This window comes from Sphingobium indicum B90A (assembly GCF_000264945.2).
Lineage (GTDB): Bacteria > Pseudomonadota > Alphaproteobacteria > Sphingomonadales > Sphingomonadaceae > Sphingobium > Sphingobium indicum.
In genome coordinates this window covers 1,501,369-1,526,241 of sequence record NZ_CP013070.1, presented here as the reverse complement: position 1 = coordinate 1,526,241, position 24,873 = coordinate 1,501,369, and the positions used below count along the sequence as shown (strand labels likewise).

28 protein-coding genes and 1 tRNA gene are annotated in these 24,873 nt (G+C 66.4%); 10 read left to right on the top strand and 19 right to left on the bottom strand.

The window, feature by feature from the left end:
* Positions 1-9 precede the first annotated feature (9 nt).
* Entirely contained in the window at positions 10-762 is a 753-nt protein-coding gene (locus tag SIDU_RS07385) for a sulfite exporter TauE/SafE family protein (protein WP_007682102.1), read from the top strand.
* A gap of 18 nt (positions 763-780) precedes the next feature.
* Here the strand turns inward: SIDU_RS07385 and purC are convergent, their stop codons facing one another.
* The 6 genes from purC to SIDU_RS19785 all read right to left on the bottom strand — a co-directional run bounded on the left by purC (position 781) and on the right by SIDU_RS19785 (position 6,145).
* Positions 781-1,563: a phosphoribosylaminoimidazolesuccinocarboxamide synthase gene (gene purC / locus SIDU_RS07380; protein WP_007682103.1), complete on the bottom strand. Its 783-nt coding sequence runs from the start codon at positions 1,561-1,563 to the stop codon at positions 781-783.
* Between the two features lie 130 nt (positions 1,564-1,693).
* Positions 1,694-1,825 (bottom strand): hypothetical protein, encoded by a 132-nt coding sequence (locus SIDU_RS20215; protein ID WP_007682106.1) that lies wholly within the window; start codon positions 1,823-1,825, stop codon positions 1,694-1,696.
* Positions 1,826-1,856: 31 nt separating this feature from the next.
* Entirely contained in the window at positions 1,857-3,260 is a 1,404-nt protein-coding gene (otsA, locus tag SIDU_RS07375; protein ID WP_025161097.1) for an alpha,alpha-trehalose-phosphate synthase (UDP-forming), read from the bottom strand.
* A 25-nt stretch (positions 3,261-3,285) separates the two neighbouring features.
* Entirely contained in the window at positions 3,286-5,064 is a 1,779-nt protein-coding gene (locus SIDU_RS07370) for a glycoside hydrolase family 15 protein (protein WP_257787151.1), read from the bottom strand.
* Positions 5,065-5,163: 99 nt separating this feature from the next.
* Positions 5,164-5,928: a trehalose-phosphatase gene (otsB, locus tag SIDU_RS07365; RefSeq protein ID WP_007682809.1), complete on the bottom strand. Its 765-nt coding sequence runs from the start codon at positions 5,926-5,928 to the stop codon at positions 5,164-5,166.
* A 70-nt stretch (positions 5,929-5,998) separates the two neighbouring features.
* Positions 5,999-6,145 (bottom strand): hypothetical protein, encoded by a 147-nt coding sequence (locus SIDU_RS19785; RefSeq protein ID WP_007682811.1) that lies wholly within the window; start codon positions 6,143-6,145, stop codon positions 5,999-6,001.
* Positions 6,146-6,272: 127 nt separating this feature from the next.
* Between SIDU_RS19785 and SIDU_RS07360 the strand changes: the two genes are divergently transcribed.
* From SIDU_RS07360 to SIDU_RS07350, 3 genes are all read left to right on the top strand, one after another.
* Positions 6,273-7,193 (top strand): LysR substrate-binding domain-containing protein, encoded by a 921-nt coding sequence (locus tag SIDU_RS07360; protein ID WP_025772102.1) that lies wholly within the window; start codon positions 6,273-6,275, stop codon positions 7,191-7,193.
* Positions 7,194-7,579: 386 nt separating this feature from the next.
* Positions 7,580-9,868, top strand: coding sequence for a DNA topoisomerase IV subunit A (gene parC, locus SIDU_RS07355; protein ID WP_007682815.1), 2,289 nt, complete (start codon positions 7,580-7,582; stop codon positions 9,866-9,868).
* A gap of 94 nt (positions 9,869-9,962) precedes the next feature.
* The gene (locus SIDU_RS07350) at positions 9,963-11,705 is read left to right on the top strand and encodes a putative bifunctional diguanylate cyclase/phosphodiesterase (protein ID WP_007682817.1); all 1,743 of its coding nucleotides are present in this window, start codon (positions 9,963-9,965) and stop codon (positions 11,703-11,705) included.
* On the opposite strand, the gene SIDU_RS07345 is transcribed toward SIDU_RS07350, so the two are convergent.
* The 4 genes from SIDU_RS07345 to SIDU_RS07330 are packed head-to-tail and all read right to left on the bottom strand — an operon-like array spanning position 11,669 to position 14,572.
* Positions 11,669-12,877, bottom strand: a complete 1,209-nt coding sequence (locus SIDU_RS07345; RefSeq protein ID WP_007682819.1) for a CCA tRNA nucleotidyltransferase — start codon at positions 12,875-12,877, stop codon at positions 11,669-11,671. The genes SIDU_RS07350 and SIDU_RS07345 overlap by 37 nt on opposite strands.
* Positions 12,858-13,469 (bottom strand): CoA pyrophosphatase, encoded by a 612-nt coding sequence (locus tag SIDU_RS07340; protein ID WP_007682820.1) that lies wholly within the window; start codon positions 13,467-13,469, stop codon positions 12,858-12,860. The genes SIDU_RS07345 and SIDU_RS07340 overlap by 20 nt, the downstream gene beginning before the upstream one ends.
* The gene (locus tag SIDU_RS07335) at positions 13,466-14,032 is read right to left on the bottom strand and encodes a DUF1285 domain-containing protein (RefSeq protein WP_007682821.1); all 567 of its coding nucleotides are present in this window, start codon (positions 14,030-14,032) and stop codon (positions 13,466-13,468) included. Before SIDU_RS07335 ends, SIDU_RS07340 begins: the two co-directional genes overlap by 4 nt.
* A 45-nt stretch (positions 14,033-14,077) precedes the next feature.
* The gene (locus tag SIDU_RS07330) at positions 14,078-14,572 is read right to left on the bottom strand and encodes a GNAT family N-acetyltransferase (protein ID WP_174550404.1); all 495 of its coding nucleotides are present in this window, start codon (positions 14,570-14,572) and stop codon (positions 14,078-14,080) included.
* Positions 14,573-14,724: 152 nt separating this feature from the next.
* On the opposite strand from SIDU_RS07330, the gene SIDU_RS07325 reads away from it, so the two are divergent.
* The gene (locus SIDU_RS07325) at positions 14,725-15,108 is read left to right on the top strand and encodes a dihydroneopterin aldolase (protein ID WP_007682823.1); all 384 of its coding nucleotides are present in this window, start codon (positions 14,725-14,727) and stop codon (positions 15,106-15,108) included.
* A 116-nt stretch (positions 15,109-15,224) separates the two neighbouring features.
* Here SIDU_RS07325 and SIDU_RS07320 read toward each other — a convergent pair whose 3' ends face one another.
* Positions 15,225-16,169: an isopenicillin N synthase family dioxygenase gene (locus tag SIDU_RS07320; protein WP_025161094.1), complete on the bottom strand. Its 945-nt coding sequence runs from the start codon at positions 16,167-16,169 to the stop codon at positions 15,225-15,227.
* A gap of 105 nt (positions 16,170-16,274) precedes the next feature.
* Here SIDU_RS07320 and SIDU_RS07315 point away from each other — a divergent pair, with 105 nt between their 5' ends.
* Both SIDU_RS07315 and SIDU_RS07310 read left to right on the top strand, forming a co-directional pair.
* Positions 16,275-16,682, top strand: a complete 408-nt coding sequence (locus tag SIDU_RS07315; RefSeq protein ID WP_007682825.1) for an EVE domain-containing protein — start codon at positions 16,275-16,277, stop codon at positions 16,680-16,682.
* Positions 16,683-16,815: 133 nt separating this feature from the next.
* A complete protein-coding gene (locus SIDU_RS07310) occupies positions 16,816-17,100 on the top strand; it encodes a hypothetical protein (protein WP_013039857.1) in 285 nt (94 codons plus the stop codon).
* A 66-nt stretch (positions 17,101-17,166) separates the two neighbouring features.
* Here SIDU_RS07310 and SIDU_RS07305 read toward each other — a convergent pair whose 3' ends face one another.
* Positions 17,167-17,469, bottom strand: a complete 303-nt coding sequence (locus SIDU_RS07305; RefSeq protein ID WP_025161093.1) for a glycine zipper 2TM domain-containing protein — start codon at positions 17,467-17,469, stop codon at positions 17,167-17,169.
* 121 nt (positions 17,470-17,590) lie between these two features.
* On the opposite strand from SIDU_RS07305, the gene SIDU_RS07300 reads away from it, so the two are divergent.
* Complete coding sequence (locus SIDU_RS07300; protein WP_007682828.1) at positions 17,591-18,031, top strand: cupin domain-containing protein; 441 nt, start codon at positions 17,591-17,593, stop codon at positions 18,029-18,031.
* Positions 18,032-18,516: 485 nt separating this feature from the next.
* On the opposite strand, the gene SIDU_RS07295 is transcribed toward SIDU_RS07300, so the two are convergent.
* From SIDU_RS07295 to SIDU_RS07275, 5 genes are all read right to left on the bottom strand, one after another.
* On the bottom strand, positions 18,517-18,909 hold the full coding sequence (locus SIDU_RS07295; RefSeq protein WP_007682830.1) for a YkvA family protein: 393 nt from the start codon (positions 18,907-18,909) through the stop codon (positions 18,517-18,519).
* Positions 18,910-18,944: 35 nt separating this feature from the next.
* Positions 18,945-19,019, bottom strand: a tRNA-Thr gene (locus SIDU_RS07290).
* A 31-nt stretch (positions 19,020-19,050) separates the two neighbouring features.
* Positions 19,051-19,911 (bottom strand): hypothetical protein, encoded by an 861-nt coding sequence (locus SIDU_RS07285; protein ID WP_007682833.1) that lies wholly within the window; start codon positions 19,909-19,911, stop codon positions 19,051-19,053.
* Entirely contained in the window at positions 19,908-21,218 is a 1,311-nt protein-coding gene (locus tag SIDU_RS07280; RefSeq protein WP_007682835.1) for a replication-associated recombination protein A, read from the bottom strand. The genes SIDU_RS07285 and SIDU_RS07280 overlap by 4 nt, the downstream gene beginning before the upstream one ends.
* A gap of 28 nt (positions 21,219-21,246) precedes the next feature.
* Complete coding sequence (locus SIDU_RS07275; RefSeq protein WP_007682837.1) at positions 21,247-22,425, bottom strand: glycosyltransferase family 4 protein; 1,179 nt, start codon at positions 22,423-22,425, stop codon at positions 21,247-21,249.
* A 124-nt stretch (positions 22,426-22,549) separates the two neighbouring features.
* Between SIDU_RS07275 and SIDU_RS07270 the strand changes: the two genes are divergently transcribed.
* Both SIDU_RS07270 and SIDU_RS07265 read left to right on the top strand, forming a co-directional pair.
* On the top strand, positions 22,550-22,768 hold the full coding sequence (locus SIDU_RS07270) for a hypervirulence associated TUDOR domain-containing protein (RefSeq protein WP_007682839.1): 219 nt from the start codon (positions 22,550-22,552) through the stop codon (positions 22,766-22,768).
* A 57-nt stretch (positions 22,769-22,825) separates the two neighbouring features.
* Entirely contained in the window at positions 22,826-23,476 is a 651-nt protein-coding gene (locus tag SIDU_RS07265; RefSeq protein WP_021223977.1) for an MOSC domain-containing protein, read from the top strand.
* 25 nt (positions 23,477-23,501) lie between these two features.
* On the opposite strand, the gene SIDU_RS07260 is transcribed toward SIDU_RS07265, so the two are convergent.
* Together SIDU_RS07260 and SIDU_RS07255 are read right to left on the bottom strand one after the other, a co-directional pair.
* Complete coding sequence (locus SIDU_RS07260; protein ID WP_007682841.1) at positions 23,502-23,792, bottom strand: acyl carrier protein; 291 nt, start codon at positions 23,790-23,792, stop codon at positions 23,502-23,504.
* 28 nt (positions 23,793-23,820) lie between these two features.
* Positions 23,821-24,828 (bottom strand): GNAT family N-acetyltransferase, encoded by a 1,008-nt coding sequence (locus tag SIDU_RS07255; protein WP_007682842.1) that lies wholly within the window; start codon positions 24,826-24,828, stop codon positions 23,821-23,823.
* Between the last annotated feature and the right edge of the window lie 45 nt (positions 24,829-24,873).

Genomic DNA, 24,873 nt, shown 5'->3' with positions numbered 1-24,873 from the left:
GCGGGCGCCATGAATCAGGAATATCTCTATTATGCCTGCGCCGTCGCCGCCGTGATCCTGTCCGGCCTCGCCAAGGGCGGGTTCGCCGGGGTGGGGGCGCTCGCCATGCCGATCATGGCATTGGGCGTGGACCCGGTGAAGGGGGCGGCGATCCTGCTGCCCATCCTGATCCTGCAGGACGCCGTCAGCGTCTGGTCGTTCCGCCATAGCTGGGACCGGCACATAGCGAAGGTCATGCTGCCGGGCATGGCGATGGGGGTCGCCATCGGCTATGTCTTCGCGGCCCAGGTGTCCGAAGTCGCGGTGCTGGGCGTGCTGGGCCTGATTTCGGCGCTGTTCGGGCTTCAGCGGCTCTGGATCGAGCGCGGCGGCGCGATGGTGCTGCCGTCCAATTCGCCGGGCTGGATCGGCATGCTGTTCGGCGTGGCGAGCGGCTTCACCAGCCAGATCGCCCATGCCGGGTCGCCGCCCTTCCAGATGTGGGTGCTGCCCAAGCGCCTGCCCCGCGACACGCTGGTCGGGACGACGGCGGTCACCTTCGCCACGATGAACTGGATGAAGGTGCCCGCCTATGCCGCCCTGGGGCAGTTCACCCGGACCAATTTGCTGGCGACCGCGACGCTGATTCCCGTGGCCGTCGCGGCGACCCTGGCGGGCGTGGTGCTGGTGCGGCGCGTGGATCCGGCGCGCTTCTACACGCTCATCTACGTGCTGATGGTATTGCTGGGCATCAAGCTGCTGGTGGACGCGCTGCTCGCCTGAGCAGCGCGCCGAATTTCGTCAGTCCTTGCTGCGCTTCTTGCGGTGGGTGTCCAGGTCCAGCACGGTCGTATCGACGCCCTCAGGCATCAGGCCCAGACGGCGGGCGACTTCCTGATAGGCCTCGACTTCGCCGCCCAGGTCGCGACGGAAACGGTCCTTGTCCAGCTTCTCGCCGGTGGCCATGTCCCACAGGCGGCAGCCGTCCGGGCTGATCTCGTCGGCCAGGATGACGCGGCTGTAATCGCCGTCCCACAGGCGGCCGAACTCCAGCTTGAAGTCGATCAGGCGGATGCCGATGCCCGCGAACAGGCCGCACATGAAGTCGTTGATGCGGATCGCCATGTCGGCGATGTCGTGCATCTCGTCCTGGCTGGCCCAGCCGAAGCAGGCGATATGCTCTTCCGACACCAGCGGGTCGCCCAGCGCGTCGTCCTTGTAGCAATATTCGATCAGCGTGCGGGGAAGCTGCGTCCCTTCCTCGATCCCCAGCTTCTTGCTGAGCGAGCCGGCGGCGACGTTGCGCACCACGACTTCGATCGGCACGATCTCGACCTGGCGGACAAGCTGCTCGCGCATGTTGAGGCGGCGGATAAAGTGGGTCGGAACCCCGATCTGGCCGAGCAGGGTGAAGATATGCTCGGAAATCCGGTTGTTGAGCACGCCCTTGCCCGAAATCGTGCCCTTCTTCTGGGCGTTGAAGGCGGTGGCGTCATCCTTGAAATATTGGATGATCGTGCCCGGCTCCGGGCCTTCGTAAAGGATCTTTGCCTTGCCTTCGTAGATCTGGCGGCGACGGGCCATGCGCGGTTCCTGTCTTCCCAAGAATGAATGTGCCCCGGCAAACGCGAATCGGGAAGGATCAGCGGGTGCCGGGGCTGCTTGGGCTGGCCCTTAGACCAAAGTGGGCAAGGGTGCAAATGGATGGGGGTACCTACAGCACGTCCCCGAACATGAACCAGATCAGCGCCAGCCACGCCAAAAGGCCGACCGCCCCCAATATGACGCCCGATCTGGCGCGAATGGCGGCAAGGGCGCCGCCCGCTTCTTCCTCATCATCATCCATCTGTCCGACAGTAGCGGCGCCGGCGGGAAAGTTAAGCCGGTTGCGCCTCCGGTTTCACTTCGCCATCGCGCTGGACCGCCATAAGCCGCTCCGTGAAGCGCTGCCGCCACCAGCTTATGTCCTGCTGCTCCACGCTGTCCATCATGGCGCGCCAGCGGCGCTTGCGCTCGTCCAGGGGCATGGAAAGGGCGCGGGTGATGGCGTCTGACATCTCCTCCGGGCTGTAGGGATTGATCAGCAGCGCGTCCTTGAGCTGCTGGGCCGCGCCGGCGAAGCGCGACAGGATGAGGACGCCGGGATCGTCGGGATCCTGCGCCGCCACATATTCCTTGGCGACCAGGTTCATGCCGTCGCGCAGCGGCGTGACCAGCCCGATCTTCGCGGCGCGGTAGATGCCGGCCAGCTTGTCGCGCGGATAGCCCTGGTTGACGTAACGGATCGGCGTCCAGTCGACGTCGCTATATTCGCCGTTGATGCGGCCTGCCAGCGCGTCGAGCGTGGCGCGGATCTGCTGATAGCTTTCCACCTCCCCGCGGGAGGGCGGCGCGATCTGCGTCAGCACGACGTTGCGATGCTGTTCGGGATGATCCTTGAGGAAGCGGGCATAGCCGTTGAACCGCTCCTCCAGCCCCTTGCTGTAGTCCAGGCGGTCCACGCCCACGATCATGGGACGGTCCTGAAGCGAACGGCGGACCTTCTCATACATGTCCTTGGCGGCGTCGCTGACGGCGGCGCTGGCATATTCCTGCGCGTTGATGCCGATGGGGCAGGCGATCGCCTGGATCGTCCGGTTTCCCAGCGTCACGAAATCGCCGTCGACCGTTCCGCCCATCTCCCGCTCCACATAGTGGCGGAAGGATTCCAGCCATTCCTCCGTATGGAACCCCACGACGTCATAGGCGAACAGCGTCTGCACCAGCTTGCTGTGGTGGGGCAGCGACACCAGGAGCCGGGTCGGCGGCCAGGGGATGTGCAGGAAGAAGCCCATGCGATTGTCATGGCCCCGATCGCGCAGCATCCGACCCAGCGGGATCATGTGATAATCCTGGACCCAGATGATGTCCTCCGGCTCGATCAGCGGGCTAGTCGTGTCCGCGAAACGCTGGTTGACGCGGTTGTACCCGCCCTCGAAATCGCGGGCATATTCGGCCAGGTCGATGCGGAAATGGAACAGCGGCCAGAGCGTCTTGTTGGCATAGCCGTTATAATATTCGTCGACGTCCTGCTCCTCCAGATCGATGGTCGCGGTCTTGACCCCTTCATCCTCCGAAAAGCCGATTTGTCCGGTGAAATTCTCCGTGACCTCGCCCGACCAGCCGACCCAGATGCCCCGGCTTTCCCGGAGGGCCTGGGAAAGCGCGACGGCCAGGCCGCCCTGGTTGCCGGTCTTGGTCGGGCGACTGACCCGGTTGGAAATGACTATCAGGCGGCTCATGCCAAGCGCCTCCATGCCAAGCGCCTCATCGCATCACGCTCCACGGTTTGCTCAAGAGCACGGCGCAATTGATGATGCCGACCAATGAGTAGGTTTGGGGATAGTTCCCCCACAATTCCCCGGTGGCGGGGTCGATGTCTTCGGAAAGCAGCCCGGCGGCGGTGCGGCGGGACAGCATCTCCTCGAACAGGCTGCGGGCCTCCTCGCTGCGGCCGGTCCGATGCAGGGCCTCTATCAGCCAGAAGGTGCAGACGTTGAAGGCGGTGACCGGCTCCCCGAAATCGTCCGGCGCGCTGTAGCGCAGCATGTCGTTGCCCCGGCGAAGATCCTGCTCCAGGGCCTTCAGTGTGCCGACGAACATGGGATTGTCGGCCGCCAGGAAGCGCAGGTCCAGCAACTGGAGCAGCGAGGCATCCCGCGCGTCGTCCTCGAAAGTGGCGGAAATGGCGTTGCTGTCCGTCCGCCAGGCCGACTGGAGGATGCGGGCCTTCATGACCTCCGCCCGTTCGCGCCAATGGACTTCGCGGTCCGGCAGCCCAAGGGCCGCCGCCGCATGGGCGAGGCGGTCGCACGCCGCCCAGCACATCACCGCGCTATAGCTGTGGACATGGGCGCGGGTGCGCAATTCCCACAGGCCGGCGTCGGGCTGGTCATAGACCTGCCAGGCGCGCTCGCCCACGGCCTCCAGCGCCTCGAAATCCGACAGCCCCGCCATGCGCAGCAGGCGCTGGTCGATGAAGCCCTGCACGGAGGAGAGGACGATCTGGCCATAGGCGTCATGCTGCACCTGGGAATAGGCGGCATTGCCGACCCGCACGGGCCCCATGCCGCGATAGCCGGGCAGGTTCTGCGCCTCCCGCTCCTCCAGCGTGGCGTTGCCGCGCACGTCGTAGAGCGGCTGGATATGGCCGCCCCGCGCACCGTCGACGATGTTGCGGAGGTAGACGAGATAGCTTTCCAGAACGTCCAGCGCGCCCAGCCGGTTCAGCGCCTCCACCGTGTAATAGGCGTCCCTGATCCAGCAATAGCGATAGTCCCAGTTGCGGCCGCTGTCAGCATGTTCGGGAATGCTGGTGGTCAGCGCGGCGACGATGGCGCCGGTTTCCTCATGCTGGCACAGCTTGAGCGTGATGGCGGAGCGGATCACCGCCTCCTGCCACTCGGCTGGAATGGCGAGGCCGCGCACCCAGATCTGCCATTCGTGGATCGTGTCGTCCAGCATCCGCTCCACTGCGGGGCGGAGGGCGTCGGAAAAGCTCTCGTCCGGACCCAGGAAGAAATGCATGTCATGTTCCAGCCGGAACCAGCTTTCCTGGGAGATGAGGCCGATGGGCGCATTGGTGGAAACGCGCATCGCCATATAGGACAGCACCAGCCGGATATGGTTTGATCCGTAGCTGATCGGCACCTTTTCCGAATGCCAGGAGGTGGTGGGGCGCAACCTGACGCGAACGCGCGGGCTGCCGGATACGGGCCGCACCACGCGGGCGAACGCGACCGGGCGGTACATCCGGCCCAGATGCTTGTGGCGGGGGCAGAAATCGTAAAGCTCTATCGCATTGCCCTGCGCGTCGGTCTGGCGGGTCACGAGCACGGGGGTGTTGCGGACATAATGCTGCTCGATCCGGACGCAGTGTTCCAGTTCTATGGCCCAGAAGCCCCGCGCATCCGGTTCATCCCAGGCGGCATCGTCCAGCAGGGCCGAGAATACCGGATCGCCGTCGACGCGGGGGACGCAGGCCCATATCATCCGCCCGGCCCGGTCGATCAGCGCCGAAGCCTGGCAATTGCCGATGGGCCACAGGTCGAGCGTGCGCTCATTCCCGCCGGGAAGGTCGTTTTTCTGCGTCTCTATCGGTCCGTCCCCCTTGTTCGTGCACGACGGGGGCGCCGGACCATCGGATCAGTCGGTGCCAGCGACCCCCTGAGCCAGATAATGCCTGACGGCGGCAACCTGTTCCAAAGAGAATGCGGCGAGCGTCGCCCGGGGCACGCCGACGAGAATGCCGGCGCCGCCCAGATCGCGCGCCACGGCAAAGCCCTCCTCATCGGTGACGTCGTCGCCGATGAACAACGGCGTGCCGCCGGCCATGGGCGCGCGGCGCATCAGCGCGCGGACGGCGCTGCCCTTGTCGCCGCCGCTGGGACGCAGTTCGTAGAGCATCTTGCCCGGCTGGAGCGCGAGGTCGAGCCGGTCCGCCAGGCCGGCGGCGAGGTCGCCCGCCTCCCGGCCCCATTGGGGCGCGCCGCGGAAATGCAGGCCGACGCTGATCGTCTTGCGCTCGACAAGGACGCCGGGCTTGCCGGACGCGAAGGTCTGGAAGGCGGCTTCCGCCTCATTGATCGCGGGCAGGCGGGCGGGCGCCTCTATGGGGCGGCCGGGTTCCGCCAGTTCCAGCCCATGGGTTCCGGCGAGCAGGAACTGCCCGAAGCCGAAATCGCGCAGGGTGGCGACGGATCGGCCGCTGACGATGGCAAGCCGCCCCTCGAGCCGATCGCGCAGGCGGCCGAGCAGAGCGAGCAGGTCGTCATCGACCTCCACGCCGTCGGGCGTGTCGGCTATGGGGGCCAGCGTTCCGTCGAAATCGAGGAACAGCGCGGCCCCGGTCAGCAGCCGGGGCGGCGGAGGGGGAAGATGGGGAACAGGGGAAAGACGGGAATCGGACACGCGCGCAAGTTGGCGCGTGGCGCGGATTGTGCAAGCCCCGTTGAACCCTGTTCGCGATTTTTGCGGGGCTTCACCGCCGTTCCTCCGCCCAGGGCGCCGACCAGGCGATGCGGTGGAGCGCGCGGAAGGCCTGCATGATGGAGGCGATCAGATCCGGGCGATCCTGGGCGGTTTCATGGGCGCGGGGGGACAGCCGGGCGTCCTTGGACATATGCATGACAGTTCCTTTCCATGAACGTTGTGGAGAATGAATGGCGTTTTTCGGGATTTCCTATCGCTCTTTTTCAGGAGGGCGGCCAACAAAAGGGTGGACGGGAATCATAAGGCTGGCTTATCCATGGCGCATGAGACCATTGCCGCCCCTGTCAGCCGTCCGCGTGTTCGAAGCCGCCGCACGGCTGGAGAATTTCACCGCCGCCGCGCAGGAATTGGGGATGACCCAGGCGGCGGTCAGCTATCAGGTGAAGTTGCTGGAGGAGCGGCTGGGCATCAGCCTGTTCCAGCGGGCGGGACGGAAAGTGGCGCTGACCGACAGGGGGCGGGAGATCGCGACGGTCGTGTCCCGCGCCTTCGACCAGATGCGGGAGGGGTTCGCCGCGCTGACGCAGGACCATATGACGATCCTGACGATCAGTTGCACCAACAGCTTCGCGCATCTCTGGCTCGCCCAGCGGATCGGGACGTTCCAGATGGGCCAGCCGGGGCTGGCCGTGCGGATCGACGCGACCGACCGGGTGGTGGACCTGGCCCGCGACGGCGTGGACGTGGCTGTGCGGGGCGGGCGGGGCGAATGGCCGGGGCTGGAGGCGAAGCTGCTGACCCACAACCGGCTGGCGCCGCTTTGCAGCCCGGCCTGGCTGGCGGCGAACGGACCCATTGCCGATGCACGGGCGCTGCACGCCATGCCGCGCCTGTCGCCGGACGACATGTGGTGGCATGAATGGTTCGCCGCCGTGGGGGTGGAGGCGGACGGCAAGGGGCTTCCGCCCGCCATCGCGCTCGATTCCCAGGTGATGGAGGGCCGCGCCGCCATGGCGGGGCAGGGGGTGGCCATCGTCAATCCCTTCCTGTGGAAGGCGGAGGTGGAGGCCGGATTGCTGGTCGAGGCCGTGCCCTCCTATGTTCGGGAGCGAGCGAGCTATTGGGTGGTCTATCCGCCCCATGCGCGCAACACCGCGAAGGTGAAGGCGTTTCGCGACTGGATCGGCGCGGAGTTTGCGCGGGAGATCGCGGCGGACCCGGAAGGGCGGTTTTTGCCGCGGTGAAGCGCGTTGATGTTGCGTGTTCCTGCTAAGGCGGGAAACCAGTTCCGCCCTGGGCCGCTTGGACAAATTCGGGACGTGGGGGATGGGCATTTCCGGACATCATTCCTCCCTACGCGAAGCGTGGGGAGGGGGACCAGCCGCAGGCTGGTGGAGGGGAAATTTCGGAGGTCGTGCCTTTTCCCCTCCACCACGCTTCGCGCGGTCCCCCTCCCCATCTCTCGATGGGGAGGAATAGGATAGTTCCGCTTTCCACCCAAATTACTCAGTCCGGCGGGTCTTGAATTTGTCCACGCTGCCTGGGGCGAACTGGACTCCTGCCTTCGCAGGAGCAGGGTGGGATTAAACTCCGTTTCCGTTTTGTCGCGGCGCTGCTATTCCCCGTCGGGATGACCGATTTTCGCGACCCGTTCGACGCTATCAAGGATCACCCGTTCGACGATGCGCTGTCGCAGCGCTACCTCGTCTATGCGCTCTCCACCATCACGGCGCGGTCGTTGCCGGACCTGCGCGACGGGTTGAAGCCGGTGCACCGGCGGCTGCTGTGGGCGATGCGGTTGCTCAAGATGGAGCCGGGCGGGGCTTCGCCGGACGTGCTGGTCGCCAATCCGGCGCGCAACACCACGTCCTACAAGAAATGCGCCCGCGTCGTCGGCGACGTCATCGGCAAATATCACCCGCATGGCGACGCGTCGGTCTATGACGCCATGGTGCGGCTGGCGCAGGATTTCTCGCTGCGCACGCCGCTGGTCGACGGACAGGGCAATTTCGGCAATATCGACGGCGATAATGCGGCGGCGATGCGTTATACCGAAGCGCGGCTGACGCAGGCCGCCGCCGACCTGATGGCGGGGCTGGACGAGGGCACCGTCGAATTCCGTCCCACCTATAATGGCGAGGATCAGGAGCCGGAGGTGTTTCCCGGCCTCTTCCCCAACCTGCTGGCCAACGGCGCCAGCGGCATCGCGGTCGGCATGGCGACCAGCATCCCGCCGCACAATGTCGCCGAACTGATCGACGCGGCCAGCCTGCTGATCGACAATCCGGACGCCGAACATGCCGAGCTGATGCGGATCGTGCGCGGGCCGGACTTTCCGACCGGTGGCGTGCTGGTGGACAGTCCTTCCATCATTTCAGAGGCTTATGCGACGGGGCGTGGATCGTTTCGAACCCGCGCCCGCTGGCACAAGGAGGATGGCGGGCGCGGCACATGGGTCGCGGTGGTCACGCAAATCCCCTTCCAGGTGCAGAAGTCCAAGCTGATCGAGCAGATCGCGGCGCTGATCAACGACAGGAAGCTGCCGATACTGGCCGATGTGCGGGACGAGAGCGACGAACTGATCCGCATCGTCATCGAACCCCGCGCCCGCACCGTCGACCCGGACGTGCTGATGGACAGCCTGTTCCGGCTGACCGACCTGGAAAACCGCTTCCCGCTGAACCTGAACGTGCTGGACGCCACGCGCACGCCCAGGGTGCTGGGGTTGAAGCCGGTCCTGATCGAATGGCTGAAGCACCAGATCGACGTGCTGGTGAAGCGCGCCCAGCACCGGCTGGACAAGATCGCGGCGCGGCTGGAGCTGCTGGACGGCTATATCATCGCCTATCTGAACCTGGACCGGGTGATCGAGATCATCCGGACGGAGGATGAGCCGAAAGAGGTGATGATGGCCGAATTCGGCCTGAACGACCGGCAGGCCGAGGCGATCCTGAACATGCGGCTGCGCAGCTTGCGCAAGCTGGAGGAGATGGAACTGCGGCGCGAACATTCGGAACTGCTGAAGGAACGGGATGACCTCATCAAGCTGGTCGAAAGCCCGGCGCGGCAGCGGACGCGGCTGAAGAAGGATCTGGCGGACCTGCGCAAGCGCTATTCGCCCGACAGCGATTTCGGCAGGCGGCGTACTTTGGTCGAGGAGGCGGCGCCGGCGCGGGAAATCCCGCTGGAGGCGATGATCGAGAAGGAGCCGATCACCGTGATCCTGTCCGAACGCGGCTGGATCAGGGCGATGAGCGGGCATCGCGACCTGGCCTCCGCCGATACGCTGAAATTCAAGGAAGGCGACGGTCCGATGATCGCCTTCCACGCGCAGACCACCGACAAGCTGCTGCTGGCGACGGAGACCGGGCGCATCTTCACCCTGGGCGCGGACAAGCTGCCGGGCGGGCGCGGTTTCGGCGATCCGGTGCGGTCGCTGGTCGACATGGACGGCACCGGCCAGATCGTCGCGCTGATGCCTGCGCGGACCGGCGGCGAACTGCTGCTGGCGTCATCCGACGGGCGGGGCTTCGTGGCGGCGGTGGCCGACGTGATCGCGGAAACCCGCAAGGGCAAGCAGGTGGTCAATGTCCGCACCGGCGCGAAGCTGAGCGTCGTGCATCCCATCGCGCCCGATGCCGACAGCGTCGCCGTGGTGGGCGAGAATCGCAAGCTGCTGGTCTTTTCCCTGATCGAAATGCCGCGCATGGCGCGGGGGCAGGGCGTGCAGATGCAGCGATACCGCGACGGCGGCCTGTCGGACGCCATCGCCTTCCGCCTGTCGGACGGGCTTAGCTGGGCCATGGGCGGCGGGACGGGGCGGGTGCGCACGGAAGCGGACATGACGCCATGGCGCGTCGCCAGGGGCGCGGCCGGGCGGATGCCGCCCACCGGCTTCCCCCGCGATAACCGTTTCTGACAAACGGATTTTTCGCTATCATCGCATCGAAATCCCGGGAATGTCGTTTCCCGAATATTTACCCTTTGGCCCTATCGCCGGGGCCATGGAATCCATGTCGATGCGCGATCGGCCCACAGAAACGCCGGACGTCAAGCTTCTTTCGGGGCATGACGGCGCGCATCCTTCGCCGACGCTGCCGATGCCCGACTGGATGGCGGCATTGCCCTTTCCCGCCACCATATTATCGTTCGAGAACAATCGATTAGCCATGGTTGGGGCCAATGCGGCCTTCGCGCACAGCTTCGAGTGCATCCTGTCGGGCAAGGCCGAACGGTCCCACGCGGCCGAATGGCGCAAGCGAATCGTGGAGAGCATCCTGTCCGGCCGCGATTCGGAAGGATTCGAATTGCGCCGCGACGGGGCGCTGGGACCGGAATATTTCTATTGCACGGTCGGCCGCCTGCCGAAACGGGACGGCAAGCCCGACCTTTTCCTGTTCACGGCGCTCGACCGCACCAGCGACCGGACCATCGAGAAGAATCTGAGGCGGGAATTGCTGTCCGACGGGTTGACGGCGCTGCCCAACCGGACGGGTTTCGGCGAAGAGATCGAAGACCGGCTGACCAACGCGCCCTGGCCGGAAAATGCGCAGTTCGGCGTCATCGCCATCGATCTCAGCCGGTTCAGCCGGGTCAATGAATCGCTGGGGCCGATGGCCGGCGACGAATTGCTGATCACCGTCGCCAAGCGGTTGAAGTCGGGCCTGCGCCAGGGCGATGTGCTGGCGCGCATCGGCGGCAATGATTTCGCGATCTTCGCCCGTCTTAACAACGGCTTGTCCGACGCCCTTCACATCGTTCAGCGCATTCGCGATGCGCTGAGCTATCCGATCAGGCTGAGCGATCTGCAGATCAGGGTCGATTGCGCGATCGGCTGCGCCCTGTCGACCAGCCTGAGCGAAGATCCCGAGGACGTGGTGCGCAAGGCGCAGGCCGCGGTGAAGATCGCCAAGCGCAGCGGCAAGGTGGAAATCTATCGCAACGGCGTGCTCAAGGAGGCGCAGCGGCGCTTCTCCGTCGAGAGCCGGTTGCGCGACGCGCTGGCGCAGGGCGGGCTGACCCTGGCCTACCAGCCGCTCATCCACCTCCAGACCGGGGAAGTCACGGGTTTCGAGGCGCTGGCGCGGTGGGAGGACGAGGAACTGGGCCATGTCTCGCCCGCCGAATTCATCGCCGTGGCGGAGGAAAGCGGGCTGATCACCTCCCTGGGGCGCTGGGCGGCCTATGAGGCGGCGCAGGCGCTCAGCCGGTGGGACGCGAAATTCGGCCAGCCGGCGCCGTTGGGCGTCAATGTGAACCTGTCCCCCATTCAGATGGCGCGGGACGATGTCGCCTCCATGTTCGAGGAGGCGCTGCGCTATTCGGGCATTTCGGGCAAGCGCATGACCGCGGAACTGACCGAAAGCGCCATCATCGCCGATCCGGAAAAGGCCCGGAAGCTGCTGTTCGCGCTCAAGGACCTGCACATGCCGATCGCCATGGACGATTTCGGCACCGGCTATTCCAACCTGGCGAGCCTGCACAGCCTGCCCATCGACATATTGAAGATCGACCGCAGTTTCGTGACCTCCATGCTGGAGGACCGGGACAAGGAGATCATGGTGCGGACCATCCTGTCGCTGGCCGAATCGCTGGGGCTGCACGTGACGGCCGAGGGCATCGAGACGCAGGAACTGGCCCATGCGTTGCAGAATCTGGGCTGCTGGCAGGGGCAGGGCTATTATTTCGCGCGGCCGATGCCCGAAGCCGACGCCTATGACTATTGGCGGGCGCGCTGGAACTTCGAAACGGTCTGATCCGCGATTTCCGACAGGCGGGCTTCGTCGGGAAAGCCCTCCGCCACCCAGATGTCCTGAACTTCCGCCAGCGCCTTCGCCACGTCCGGGCCGGGTTGCAGGCCCCGCTCGATCAGGGCGCCGCCGCCCAGCGGCAGGCGCGGCGGCGTCCAGCCCGCGAGCAGCTTCATGTCGTTGAGCGGCGCCGATGGATCGATCAGCATGCGGTCGATGGCCCCTTCCACGCCGATCCGGAAGGCGAGGGCGCGGGGCGGAGCGGAGGCTGCGCCCTCCAGCGCGGTGGCCAGGCGCTTCCGGGCCTTGTTGGACAATTTGAGCCGGGCGCCGACCTGGTCGGCGACGCGGGGGTCCGGGGGAAGCAGGGCCGCCAGGCGGCGCAGGGCCGCCGGGGCGGTGCCGGAGGCGGCCTCGCGATCGATCAGCGCGGACAGGCGGGCCAGCCCGCCATGGTCGACCTCCGGAAGGACGGGCAGCAATATGCCGCCGTCGACCATGAGCCGGAGCGAGGCCAGCGGGCGGGGCAGGGCGAGCAGCTTGAGCAGCTCGTCCGCTATGCGTTCGCGGGAGAGGGCCATCAGGCTGTTGGCGGCCTGCCGGCAGGCGGCATAGGCCTCATCATCGGGTTCGTCATGGCCGAAGCGGGCGAGGAAGCGGAAATAGCGCAGGATGCGCAGATGATCCTCCGCGATGCGGGCGCCGGCGTCGCCGATGAAGCGGACGCGATGCGCGCGAAGGTCGGCGACGCCGCCGAAGAAGTCCGTGATGGCGTGGGTCAGCGGGTCGGCATAGAGCGCGTTGATGGTGAAATCGCGCCGGGCGGCGTCTTCGCGCCAGTCGTCGGTATAGGCGATGGTGGCGCGGCGGCCGTCCGTGCTGACGTCGCGGCGCAGGGTCGTGATCTCCACCGGCCAGCCGTTGATCACCGCCGTGATCGTGCCATGGTCGATGCCGGTCGGCACGGCCTTTATGCCGGCGGCCTTGAGGCGGTCGATGACGGATTGCGGCTCCAGCACGGTGGCGATGTCCAGGTCGTTGACCGGCAGGCCCAGAAGGCCGTCGCGCACCGCGCCGCCGACGAAGCGGGCGAGGCCCTGTTCCGCGCCAAGCGCCCTCAGCAGCGCGTCCAGGCCGGGGCGGTGGCGCCAGTCGGCGTCAGGCAGCAGGCTGGTCATGGCCTAGCCTGCGCGACAGATTGGCGAGGATGGCGGCGGTGATGCCCCAGATGCGCCGTCCTTCCCAGAATATTTCGTAATAATGCCTTTCAACACCCTGAAATTCGATCGATCTTCTGATTCGGTTGGCGGGGTTCAGGGCGTAGGAGAGGGGGAGTTCGAACAGGTCGGCGACCTCGGCCTCCTGCGGGAAGAGGGGGAGGTCGGGCGGGATCACGCCCAGCACGGGGACGATGTCGAAGCCGGTGAAGGTGTGATAGCGGTCCGACGTGCCGATGATGTCGACCAGGTCGGGCAGGAGGCCGATCTCCTCCTGCGCTTCCCGCAGGGCGCCGGCGATTTCGTCGGGGTCGTCGTCGTCGACCCGCCCGCCGGGGAAAGCGACCTGGCCCGCATGCTTGCGCAGTCCGGTCGAACGCTGGGTCAGGATCAGGCCGGGTTCGGGGCGGTCGGTGATCGCGACCAGCACGGCGGCGGGAAACAGCATGATGTCGCCGTCGATGCGGGGATCGCGGGTGTCGGCGGCCAGGACGCCGACCTCCCGCTCATGCCCTTCCCGGAGGGCGGTCCGCAGCCGCTCCGCCAGGGTCATGCCGATCCGTCCAGCGCGAAGAAGGCGCCGTTACTCCAGAGACCGATGGGTTCGGCGCCTTCGTCCAGCGCCAGGTTCATCAGTTCATAATAGACGCTGCGGGCGATCAGCGCCTCCAGCCCGCCGCGGACGTGGAGATAGGGATGCGGACCGTCGGGCGTTTCGCGCAGGATGAGGGCGTTGTCCGGCCCGGCGGCGATCAGGTCGCTCGTGTTGAGCCGGAAGGCGAGGCTGCGCGTCCGGCCTTCGCCCTCGCTCTTGAGCTCGACGGCGACGAAGGGCGCGTCCTCCACCTCGATCGACAGTTTTTCGACGGGCGTGACCAGCACATGGCTGCCGTCCGGTTCGCGGCGCAGGATGGTGGAAAAGAGGCGGACCATGGCCTCCCGCCCGATGGGCGAGCCTTGATGGAACCAGGTGCCGTCGCGGGCGATGCGCATGTCGCTGTCGCCGCAATGGTCGGGGTTCCATTTCTCCACGGGCGGCAGGCGCTTTTCCTGGAGCAGCCGCGCGATGTCCGTCAGGGAAAGGCTGGCGAGATCGGGGGGCGGCTCCATCGGCATAGGGCGGAGATAGGGGGCGGAGCGCCCGAAGGCAAAAGGGAAATTTCAGGCGCGGACGGTGGCGCGCGGACCCAGCATGCCCGTGCCGCCCAGGGGCCGCCCGTCGACCGACAGCGCCAGCAGGCGGCGCGGCTCGAACGGGCCGGGGCAGTCCCAGCCGCCGGTCGCTTCCGCCGAAAAGCCCCAGAAGCGGCCATAATATTCCGGATCGCCGATCATCATCAGCGGATCGCTGCGCTGCGCGCGGGCGGCCGCCACGACGGCGTCCATCAGGGCGCGGCCATGGCCCGTCCCCTGGACGGCGGGGTCGACGGCGACGGGACCGACCATGATCAGCGGCGTCTGGCCGCCGTTTCCATCGGCGAGGGCGACGGGCCAGCTTTGCAGCGAACCGATCAGCCTGCCCTTCTCATCCTCTATCCCGAAGGAGAGTTCGGGAAGCCACGGCATGCCGTCGCGAATCAGATAGGCTGTGCGGCCGTGCCGGTCAGCGCCGAAGGCGGCGTCGAGCAACCGCTCTATCGCGTCCCGCGACATCATGTTGAGGGGCACTATCACAGACACGTCTTGCCGATCCGTCCTCAATGGCGCATGGACGCGCCGAGAGCGGCGGGCTTTAGCGCGTGGCTCGCAAAATAAAAGTCTAAAACTGGCCCACTCCCGCAGCAGGGACCGGCCGAACGTGGCGAGCTATGAACAGCGGATTTGACGATTTCCTGACGTTGGAGGTGAACAATCTGGACGTGGATGTCCTGACCGGCATCTATTCGGAGGAGACGCACCTGCCGCAACCGCTGCGCATATCGATCAGGGCGCGGTTGAAGGTCGCGGATCATTACGATCCCGACACGCCGCTGTCCCGGTCCAAAAATTACATGGACCTCAAGCATGCGGCGACCACGGCCTTGCCCGAAGGACAGCATTTCACCCTGATCGAGGCGGTGGCCGACCATATCGTCGAGACGATCTTCCTCCAGGACGACAAGGTCAGCCATGTCGAGGTGAAGATCGTGAAGCTCGCCCTCAGCGAAAAGGGGGAGGAGATCGGGATCACCATGGGGCGCGGGCGGCGGTAGGTTCCTGATCTTTTGGGCGTGCTCGTTTCGATCGGAGCGCTTCCTGCTCCTGCGCAGGCAGGAGCTCAGTTCAAACGGCGGAACTAGGCTCCTGCCTGCGCAGGAGCACGGTGAGCTTATCCCTTGATCAGCCCGATTTCGCGCAGCCGCTCGGTCAGATAATCATGCGCGGTGATCGGCGGGTCGCGTCTGGGGTGGTCCGCATCCACGCATTGGGGCAGCGCGTCGATCAGGAAATCCGGCCGCAGGTGCAGGAAGAAGGGCATGGAATAGCGCGAATAGCCGCGCCGTTCCGGCGGCGGGTTGACGACCCGGTGGCTGGTCGAGGGCAGGCGGTGGTTCGTCAGCCGCTGGAGCATGTCGCCCACATTGATGGCGAGCGCGCCGGGCGGCGGAACCACGGGCAGCCAGTTGCCGTCCCGATCCTTCAGTTCCAGCCCGCCTTCCTCCGCGCCCAGCAGCAGGGTGATGAGGTTGATGTCCTCATGCGCGCCGGCGCGGATGCCCGGCGCCTGCGGCGAGACGGGCGGATAGTGGAGCAGGCGCAGGATCGAATTGCCGTTTTCGACGGGCTTGTCGAACCAGCGCTCCTCCAGCCCCAGATAGAGCGCGATGGCGGAGAGCAGGTCGGCGCCGACGCGGTCGAATTCGGCATAGAGGCGCGAGAACGTCTCATGGAATTCCGGCAGTTCCTCCGGCCAGACATTGGGCGGCATGCTCCGCGCCAGCGGATCGCCTTCGGGGAGGTCGCGGCCGACATGCCAGAATTCCTTGAGGTCGTTCTCGCTCGCGCCCTTGGCGATCTCCACGCCGAAGGCGGTGTAGCCCCGCTGGCCGCCATTATACCGGGCGTCGTAGCGGCGCTTGACCTCCTCCGGCAGGGCGAAGAACCGGCGGGCGAGCGCCCAGCCACGGTCGATCAGCGCCTGGTCCATGCCATGGTCCTTCACCATGGCGAAGCCGAAGCGCTGGAAGGAACCGCCGAAGGCGGCGGCGAAGTCGGCCCTGGCCATGTTGGCCAGGGACAGGACGGGCACTTGTCCCGGCACCGATTGCGACACGCGATTTCTCCGAAATTCAATTGGATCGGGCTGGCGCGCCGTCGTGGCGGCGCGGGTCATGCGCGCATCCTTGATCGTCCTTCGCGGCTGATGCAAGGATAAGCCATGAACTATTGGCTGATGAAATCGGAACCCGACGCCTTTTCCTATGACGACCTGGTCGAAAGGGGCAGGGCCGAGTGGGACGGCGTGCGCAATCACGCCGCGCAGGGCCATATGAGGGCGATGCGCAAGGGCGACCTTTCCATCTTCTACCACAGCAATATCGGGGTCGAGGCGGTCGGCATCATGGAGATCGTCGGGGAGGCAGCGCCCGACAGCACGGATGAGACGGGCAAGTGGATCGCCGTCCATGTGGCGCCCAAGGAAAAGTTCGAAAAGCCCGTGACGCTGAAGACGATGAAGGCCGATCCGAAGCTGGCTGATATGGCGATGATACGCCAATCCCGCCTTTCCGTGTCCCCGCTGACGGCGGCGGAATTCAGGCATATCGTCGATTTATCAAAGGGTTGAGAAACGGTTGCGGGAAATGCAATCGTTTCGCCTTTGTTTGCGATTGTCGTTTTCCCCGCGCGCTTCATAAACCGGCGCCAACAGAAAAGAATATTCCAGAGGTGTTTGATCGGCATTCACAAGGAGTTTACTCATGCGAATGCTGTCCAAGTTTCTAATGTCCGCCCTGGTCGTCGTCGGCGCCGCCAATGCCGCGGCCCATGCCGAAGAGGCCGCCAAGCAGAAGTTCACGCACGAAGGTTACACCTATGTGTATGACGTCAAGGACACCAAGACTGGCAAGGTGATTTCCGGCCGTCGCTATCCCGACGCCGTCGCCTTCAACCTTTCGGTCAAGAATGGCCGCGTTTCGGGCGTTTCCGGCGGCCAGGCCGTGGATTTCAAGGTCGATGACGCGCGCGGCGCCGCCGCCGAATAAGCCTGCGGGCGCGTTGAACAGGAAAAGGGGCGGCTTCCCATCGGAAGCCGCCCCTTTTCGCGCCTGTCAGCGGCAGCGACGCTTGCTGTCGATTTCCTTGCCGAGCAGCGCGCCGCCGGCCGCGCCCAGGATCGTGCCGGTGGCGCGGTCGCCCCGCGTGTCGATGGCGCGCCCGACCAGCGCGCCGCCCACGCCGCCGACGATCAGGCCGGTCGTGCCGTTGGACTTGCGGCAGTACATGCGGCCGTCGCGGCCGCGCCATTCGCGATATTCATAATGGCGGCGGGCGTTGGCGCCGTCCGTGGGAACGGCCATCGAGGCGGGAATGGCCAGCGAGACGGCGGCCATGGCCATAAGGGCTTTACGCATTTTATCTCCTCCAAAAGGCGTGCTTTGATCGTTCAACCCGCGCATATTGATGGAGGTTGCATGAACCTGCGACAACGGCGCATCATGTTGTTTTCCATATGATAAATTTCGAGGCGAAGCGATGGACGGTTGCGACGAGGGGACGGCGGAGGCGCTGATCCGGACGCTGGACCTGGCCCCGCATCCGGAGGGGGGATGGTTTCGGGAGACCTGGCGGGCGGCGGCCGAACCGGGCGAGCGGGCCGGCGGGACGGCGATCTATTTCCTGCTGGAGGCGCATCAGCGGTCGCACTGGCACCGGGTCGACGCCGACGAGCATTGGTTCTGGCATGGCGGGGCGCCGATAGGGCTTTCCATCGCGGAAGAGGGCGGGGCCGTGCGGAACCTGCTGCTGGGCGGGGACGTGCTGGCGGGGCAGAGCCCGCAGGCGATGGTTCCGGCGGGTCACTGGCAGGCGGCGCGGCCCATGGGCGGCTGGAGCCTGGTCAGTTGCACGGTGGTGCCGGGATTTGAATTTTCGGGCTTCGCGCTGGCGCCGGAGGGCTGGTCGCCGGGGGGCTGAACCGTGGCGAAAATTTATCCACATTTATCCACAGCTTTAGCGCGAGGCGCCCTTCCAGCTGCGAGATTCCGCTTTGAGCGACTCGCTTTTGGTGAGAGCATCATCTTATCGGAAAGACCGGGAGACAGAGAAATCTGGATGCCAAAGTCGATGAGAAATCAGTGACTTGAAGGAATTTTCGAGCGTTGGGAAAGAAGCATGGACCGGAAGGAAGATGCGGAAAATCCGACGGTTCTCAATGGATGATGCCGGGTACGCGCGAAAGTGAACGTCGGGCATCGGGCAAAGAGGACAGGCTGCGGGAGAAAGGCCGACCGGCCGGACGAACGGAGCCGAAACGATAGCAAAGCCTTTGAGGCGGACCTATCGAACGCCGAGTCCGATGATCGCATCTTGAAAGAGAAGCGGATCGGGAGACGCGACGGAAGTGGGGACCGGCAGAAATGCCGGCCCCCATTTTGCTTTTCGGGCTGGATGGAATGGCATCAGTGGGCGCGGCGGGCGATCCAGAGCGTGGCGCAAAGCGACAGCGCCAGCCCCGACCCCAGCCAGAGCAGGAGAATGACCGCCATGGCCGCGCGGCTTTGGGGACGGTCCGACAGGCGGCGCGCTTCGGCCCGGAACTGCGTCATCAGCGGCGGGGGGATGAGGCGGATCGCCAGCGCTATGCCGAGCGGCAGGATGATGAGATCGTCCAGATAGCCCAGGATCGGGATGAAGTCCGGGATGAGGTCGACCGGGCTGAGCGCGAAACCGGCGACTCCCGCCGCGACGAGCTTTGCGAGCAGAGGCGTGCGGCTGTCGCGGGCGGCGATCCACAGGGCCATGATGTCGAGCTTCAGCGCGCTGGCCCAGCTTTTCAGGCGTTGATATGCCATCGGGCGACTATAGCGCGGATGGCGCGGGAATGTCATGGTGCCGGATGAGGGGATCGAACCCCCGACCTTCGGTTTACAAAACCGCTGCACTACCGCTGTGCTAATCCGGCATGTCCGCGTCGGACGGGGAGCGCCTTACTATCAGATGATGCCGAACGTCCAGCCCTCTGTTGCGGCGATTTTCCGATCGAGCGGCGCCGGGTTCCACAGGCCGGGGCGCGGGGCCATGCGGCGCAGCCAGGCGGCGGTCAGGATCGCGTCGGCGCCGTGATCGTCGGGGGGAAGGCCCTCATGCGGCTGCGATTCGACGGCAAGGAGAGCGTCGTTCAGCGCAGGCAGGTCGCGCATCTTCGCCCTGCCCCTGGGGCGTCCGGCGGCGCGGGCGGCGATGCTGGTATAGATTTCCACGATCAGCGAGCCGCTTTCGGGCGGCGGGTCGAAGGGCCAGATGGGGACATGGGGATGGACGCGGTGGAGCAGGCGCATCCCTGAAAAGCTGGCCTTGGCGACCTGCGCCGCGCCGATGGCGTCATAGACGGTGGAGGGCTTGCCGCCGCCCTGCGCGTTGTAGTGCGCCTCGCAGGCGCGGTTGTGCATATAGTCCGCCTTGATGCCGTCGGCCTTGCCGAAATAGAAATGCCGGCGGTGGGTGCGTTCCAGCAGGCTGGCCGCGCCCAGGTCTTCGTCCGCGCAGATGCTCTCGACATAGGCCCAGAAGGCGGGGCCGGTGACGGGCACCTCGTCGCCGGGCAGATAGCCCTGGCGCGCGACATAGGGCGGGGCGAAGCTGAAATCGAAGCCGAACAGCGTCGGGGCTTCGGCCGCCGCGTGGACAAGCCAGTCCGCGACGGCGCTGCGCGACCAGAGGCCGCCGCCGTCCGGATGCTGGAGCCGGGGCGCCGCATCGCCGGCCTCGCACAGGGCGACGGCTATGCCCTTGTGACGCGAACCCTTTGCGCCGGACCAGTCGATGACGGCGTAGCGGACGAAGCGGGGCGTCATTTCGGGCGGCGTTCGGCCCTCAGGCGCTCCCAATAGGCCATGCGTTCGGCGATGCGCGCTTCGAAGCCGCGTTCGGTGGGGGCGTAGAAGCTCTGGGGCTGCATCTCTTCGGGCCAGTAATTGTCGCCGGAAAAGTCGTCCTGCGCGTCATGGTCGTACTGATAGTCCTTGCCGTAGCCGATGCTTTTCATGAGCCTGGTCGGGGCGTTCAGGATATTCTGCGGCGGCATCAGCGATCCGGTCTCGCGGGCGGACCTCCAGGCGGATTTCATGGCGCTGTAGGCGGCGTTGGATTTGGGCGCGGTGGCGCAATAGAGGCAGGCCTGGACGATGGCGAGTTCGCCTTCGGGGGAGCCGAGAAATTCATAGCTGTCCTTGGCGGCGAGGCATTGGACCAGCGCCTGCGGGTCGGCGAGGCCGATGTCCTCCGCGGCGAAGCGGACCAGGCGGCGCAGGACGTAGAGCGGCTCCTCCCCCGCGGTGAGCATGCGGGCGAGATAATAGAGCGCGGCCTGCGGGTCGGAACCGCGCAGGCTTTTGTGGAGCGCGGAGATGAGGTTGTAATGCCCCTCCCGGTCCTTGTCGTAGACCGCGACGCGGCGGTGGAGCAGGGCGGAAAGGCCCGCCGGATCGAGCGGCTGCGGGAGGTCGATGGAATAAAGCGTTTCGACCTGGTTCAGCAGGAAGCGTCCGTCGCCGTCGGCGCTGGCGAGCAGGGCTTCGCGGGCGGCGGCGTCGAGCGGCAGGGGGCGGCCGGTCAGCGCTTCGGCGCGGTCGAGCAACTGTTCCAGCGCGCTCGCGTCCAGCCGGCGCAGGATCAGCACCTGCGCGCGGGAGAGGAGCGCGGCGTTGAGTTCGAAGCTGGGATTTTCCGTGGTCGCGCCCACCAGCGTGACGGTGCCGTCCTCCACGAAGGGGAGGAAGCCGTCCTGCTGCGCCCGGTTGAAGCGGTGGATCTCATCCACGAACAGCAGGGTCTTCTCGCCCCGCCGGGCATGGTCCTTCGCGGCGGCAAAGACCTTCTTGAGGTCGGCCACGCCGGAGAAGACGGCGGAGATCGGTTCGAAACGCATGCCCACCGCGTCGGCAAGCAGGCGGGAGATGGTGGTCTTGCCCGTGCCCGGCGGACCCCAGAGGATGATCGAGGAGAGGCGGCCGGCGGCGACCATGCGGCCGATCGCCCCCTCCGGCCCGGTCAGATGGTCCTGGCCGACGACCTCCGCCAGCGCGCGCGGGCGCAGCCTGTCGGCCAGCGGCGCGTCGGCTGGGACAGGGGGGATGTCGTCGGGAGCGAAAAGATCGGCCATTGTCCCGGATATAGGAAGGCTTTGGCTTTCAGGGAACAGGGCTGGACCGCACCAGCGCGCCATGTTCGCGCTGGCGGATGATGCGGATATAGGTGTCGACCAGCGCCTGGTTCACCTGGTCCCAGCCATAGCGTTCCGCTTGCCCCATGGAGGCTGCCCCGGCGGCGGCGCGGGCGGCGGGATCGGTGCAATAGGCGGCCAGCGCGTCGGCGAAGGCGGTGATCGCTCCGGGGCGGATCAGGCGGCCGGTGACGCCGTCGGCGACCAGGCTCTCGCTGCCGGTGGCGCGGGCGGCGACGGTGGGCAGGCCGCATGCCATCGCCTCCAGCGTGACGTTGCCGAAGGTTTCCGTGACGCTGGGGTTGAACAGCATGTCCATGCCCGCGACGGCCCGGCCAAGGTCCGCGCCCTTCTGAAATCCGGTGAAGACCGCGTTGGGCAGGCGGTTCGCGAACCATTGCCGCGCCGGGCCTTCGCCCACGACCAGCACCTTGTGCCGCACATTCTTTGCCGCCAGATGATCGATCGTGTCGGAAAAGACGTCGAGGCCCTTTTCCATCACCAGCCGGCCGATGAAGCCGATCACCGGATCGTCGTCCGCGATGCCGAGCGACCGGCGCCAGGCCATGTCGCGGCGGCCCGGATGGAAGATGTCCCGGTCTATGCCCCGCGTCCAGATGCCGACATCATAGCTCATCCGCTGTTCGCGCAGGAGCTGCGCCATCGATTCGGACGGCGCGACGATGGCGTCGCAGCGGCGGTAGAAGCGGCGGAGCAGCGATTCGATCACCGGCTCCAGAAAGGCGAGGCCGTAATAGCGCGGGTATGTTTCGAAGCGCGTATGGACGGATGCGACCGCCGGCAGGCCGTGGCGGCGCGCCCAGGCGACAGCGCGATGGCCCAGCGGATCGGGGCTGGAAACGTGGACGAGGTTGGGGCGAAAGGCCCTCAGGTCGCGGCGCACCGCGCCCGACATGCGGTAGGGAATCCGATATTCGCGCCGGCCCGGCACCGGCACGGAAGGCGCGCTGACCAGGTCGCCCGCCGGTTCGAAGGCCGGGCTGTCCGTGGTGGGCGAATAGACGCGCACCGCCGCCCCCTGCCGCAGCAGATAGGCGACGAAGCGGTTGAGCGCCTGGTTCGCGCCATCGCGCACATAATTGTAATTGCCGCTGAAGAGTGCGACGCGAAGCCCCGTGACATCCATCCGCCGCCCTTAACGCAGGCAAGCGCAAAACCCAAGGGAACCGGGACGCCGTTCGGGATTTTTGCATGGCGGCGGCAATGACGGCCGGCCGGCGCGGTTGTTTCCCAAAGGAAGAGGATGCGTGATGACCGGGAGCTTTCGCAAAGGAGCGAGGGTCAAGTGGAACCGGGGGCAGGGCGTCGGCCGCGGGAGAATATCGGAACGGTTCGAGCGGCAGGTGGAGCGCCGCATCGAGGGCGCGGTCGTCAGGCGCAACGGTTCCAGCCGCGATCCCGCCTATCTGGTGGCCGCCGACAGCGGGTGCGAAGTGCTGAAGCTGGGTTCGGAGCTTTCGCCGGCCTGAGTCCTTTTCCCGCCGAGCGGCCTTTTCCCGGCCATGGCTTCCGTGGCAAGGAAGGGCATGGCCGCTTGCTCCATGACCGTCGACGCCTTGCTGACCGGCATGCCCGTCCCCTTTCGCGACGGCGAGCATAGCGCGATCGCGAAGCGGCCGGTGTCGGGCGCGGTGCGGATCGGCTGGCTGGGCCTGGAAGGCGACGGCGTGGCCGACAGCGTGCATCACGGCGGCTGGGACAAGGCGATCCACCTCTACCCGCAGGACCATTATGGCTGGTGGCGCGAGCGCAAGCCGGGCCATCCCCTGCTGGAGAAGCCGGGCGCCTTTGGCGAGAATATCGCGTCTCGCGGGATGACGGAGGAGGACATCTGCCTTGGCGACCGCTTCGCGCTGGGCGGCGCGGTGGTGGAGGTGAGCCATGGACGGCAGCCCTGCTGGAAGATCGACCATCGTTTCGGCGCGCGCGACGTGATGGCGACCATCGTCAGGACGGCGCGATGCGGCATCTATTTCCGCGTCCTTCGGGAGGGGGAGGCGGAAGCCGGGACGCGGATGGAATTGCTGGAGCGGCCCTTGCCCCAATGGCCGATTGCGCGGGTGTTCCGGCTGTTGATCGGCGGCGGGCACAAGGGCGATCCGGACGCCGTGCGGGCGCTGGCGGACATGCCGGTGCTGGCCGAGGCATGGCGGGAGCGGGCGCGGAAACTGGCCTGACGGCGGAAGGGCGCGGCGGCCGGAATCAGCCCCCGGTCTTCCCCCGCGCAAAGGCGACGAGCGATCCGAAGGTTTCGAACGTGTCGCCGTCTATATCCTCATCCTCGATCAGGATGCCGAAGCGGTCCTCCATCTCGGTGAGCAGGCCCGCGACGGCCATGGAATCCAGTTCGGGCAGAGCGCCGAACAGCGGCGTGTCGGCATCGAAGGCGTCCACCCGGTCCTGCGACAGGACCAGCACGTCGCGCAGCAGGGCGCGCATCATCGTTTCGATATCCATGGTCCGGTCGACCGGCTGTGCATTGTCCGCCCGCATGATGGGCGCCTACCTAGTCGTTCCGCCGCTAACCTACAAGCGCGGAAATGGCGGCGCGCGCAGCCGGGAGCCATATCGACGCCCTTCTGGGATTGAAGAAATCGAGCCGGTGGAGCGTTTCCCGCTCCTCCATCCAGTCGGTCTTGTAGCCGTTGTCGCCGGTTCCATAGTCGATCGTCGCGACATGATCCCGATCGATGGCGTGGGCGAACATCGCATGGCTGAGCAGGCTGCCGGGGGAGGCGCCGTCGAACCCCTGGTCATGGGCCAGCTTGTGGATCAGGGCGACGCCGTTCTCCACCGTCCATAGCTGGGTCGCCACCGGCTGGTCCTCCAGCCGCGCAAAGCCCAGGCGCAGCGTGCCGGCGGCGCTTTCCCGCCGGGCCAACGCATGGAGAAAGCGCAGATCGGCCTCCGGCTTCTTCCAGCTTCGCGCCTGCACGGCGGCATAGTCGCGCCACAGCGCGTCGGTCAGCCGGTCCGCGATGCTGAGGGTGAAGCGGCTCGCGCGCTTCTTGCGCGCGATCAGCGTGCGCAGGCGGCCGGGCCGCTGCGCCCAATAATCCGCGAAGGTCCGGCCGTTGAGGTGCAATATGTGCCGCCCGCCCATCGGCCGCCGGACGCTGAACCAGCCGGCGCGGCGAAAGGCGTCGAGCAGCATGTCCGACGCGCCGGTGACGGGATAGAGGTCGATCTGGGCGCTGTCGTTCAGCAGGGATTGGGCGATGACTTCGACCAGGCGGCGGCGCACGGCCTCGTCGGGAGGGCCGAGGAAGATCGGCGCCCAGTGGAAGCTGTACCAGTTGGCGAGCGCGCTGAGCCGTCCCGCGCCGGGCGAGAGCAGGAAAAGCCATGCCTGGCATTCCCCCTCCAGCGCCTGGAATATGCGGACGTCCGTCGCGGGAAAGCAGTGCGCGTGGAGCGATTCGAACCAGTCGATGCGGTCGAACAGCGAGGGCGTGCAGGCGCGGTCGAGCGCCGGGCCCACGGCCTGGCGCGCATCTGCGACGCTGCGATATTCCCTTGCGACCAGCAAACCATTATCTCCCCGTCGACAGCATCGCCTTTAGGAAAAAAGTCT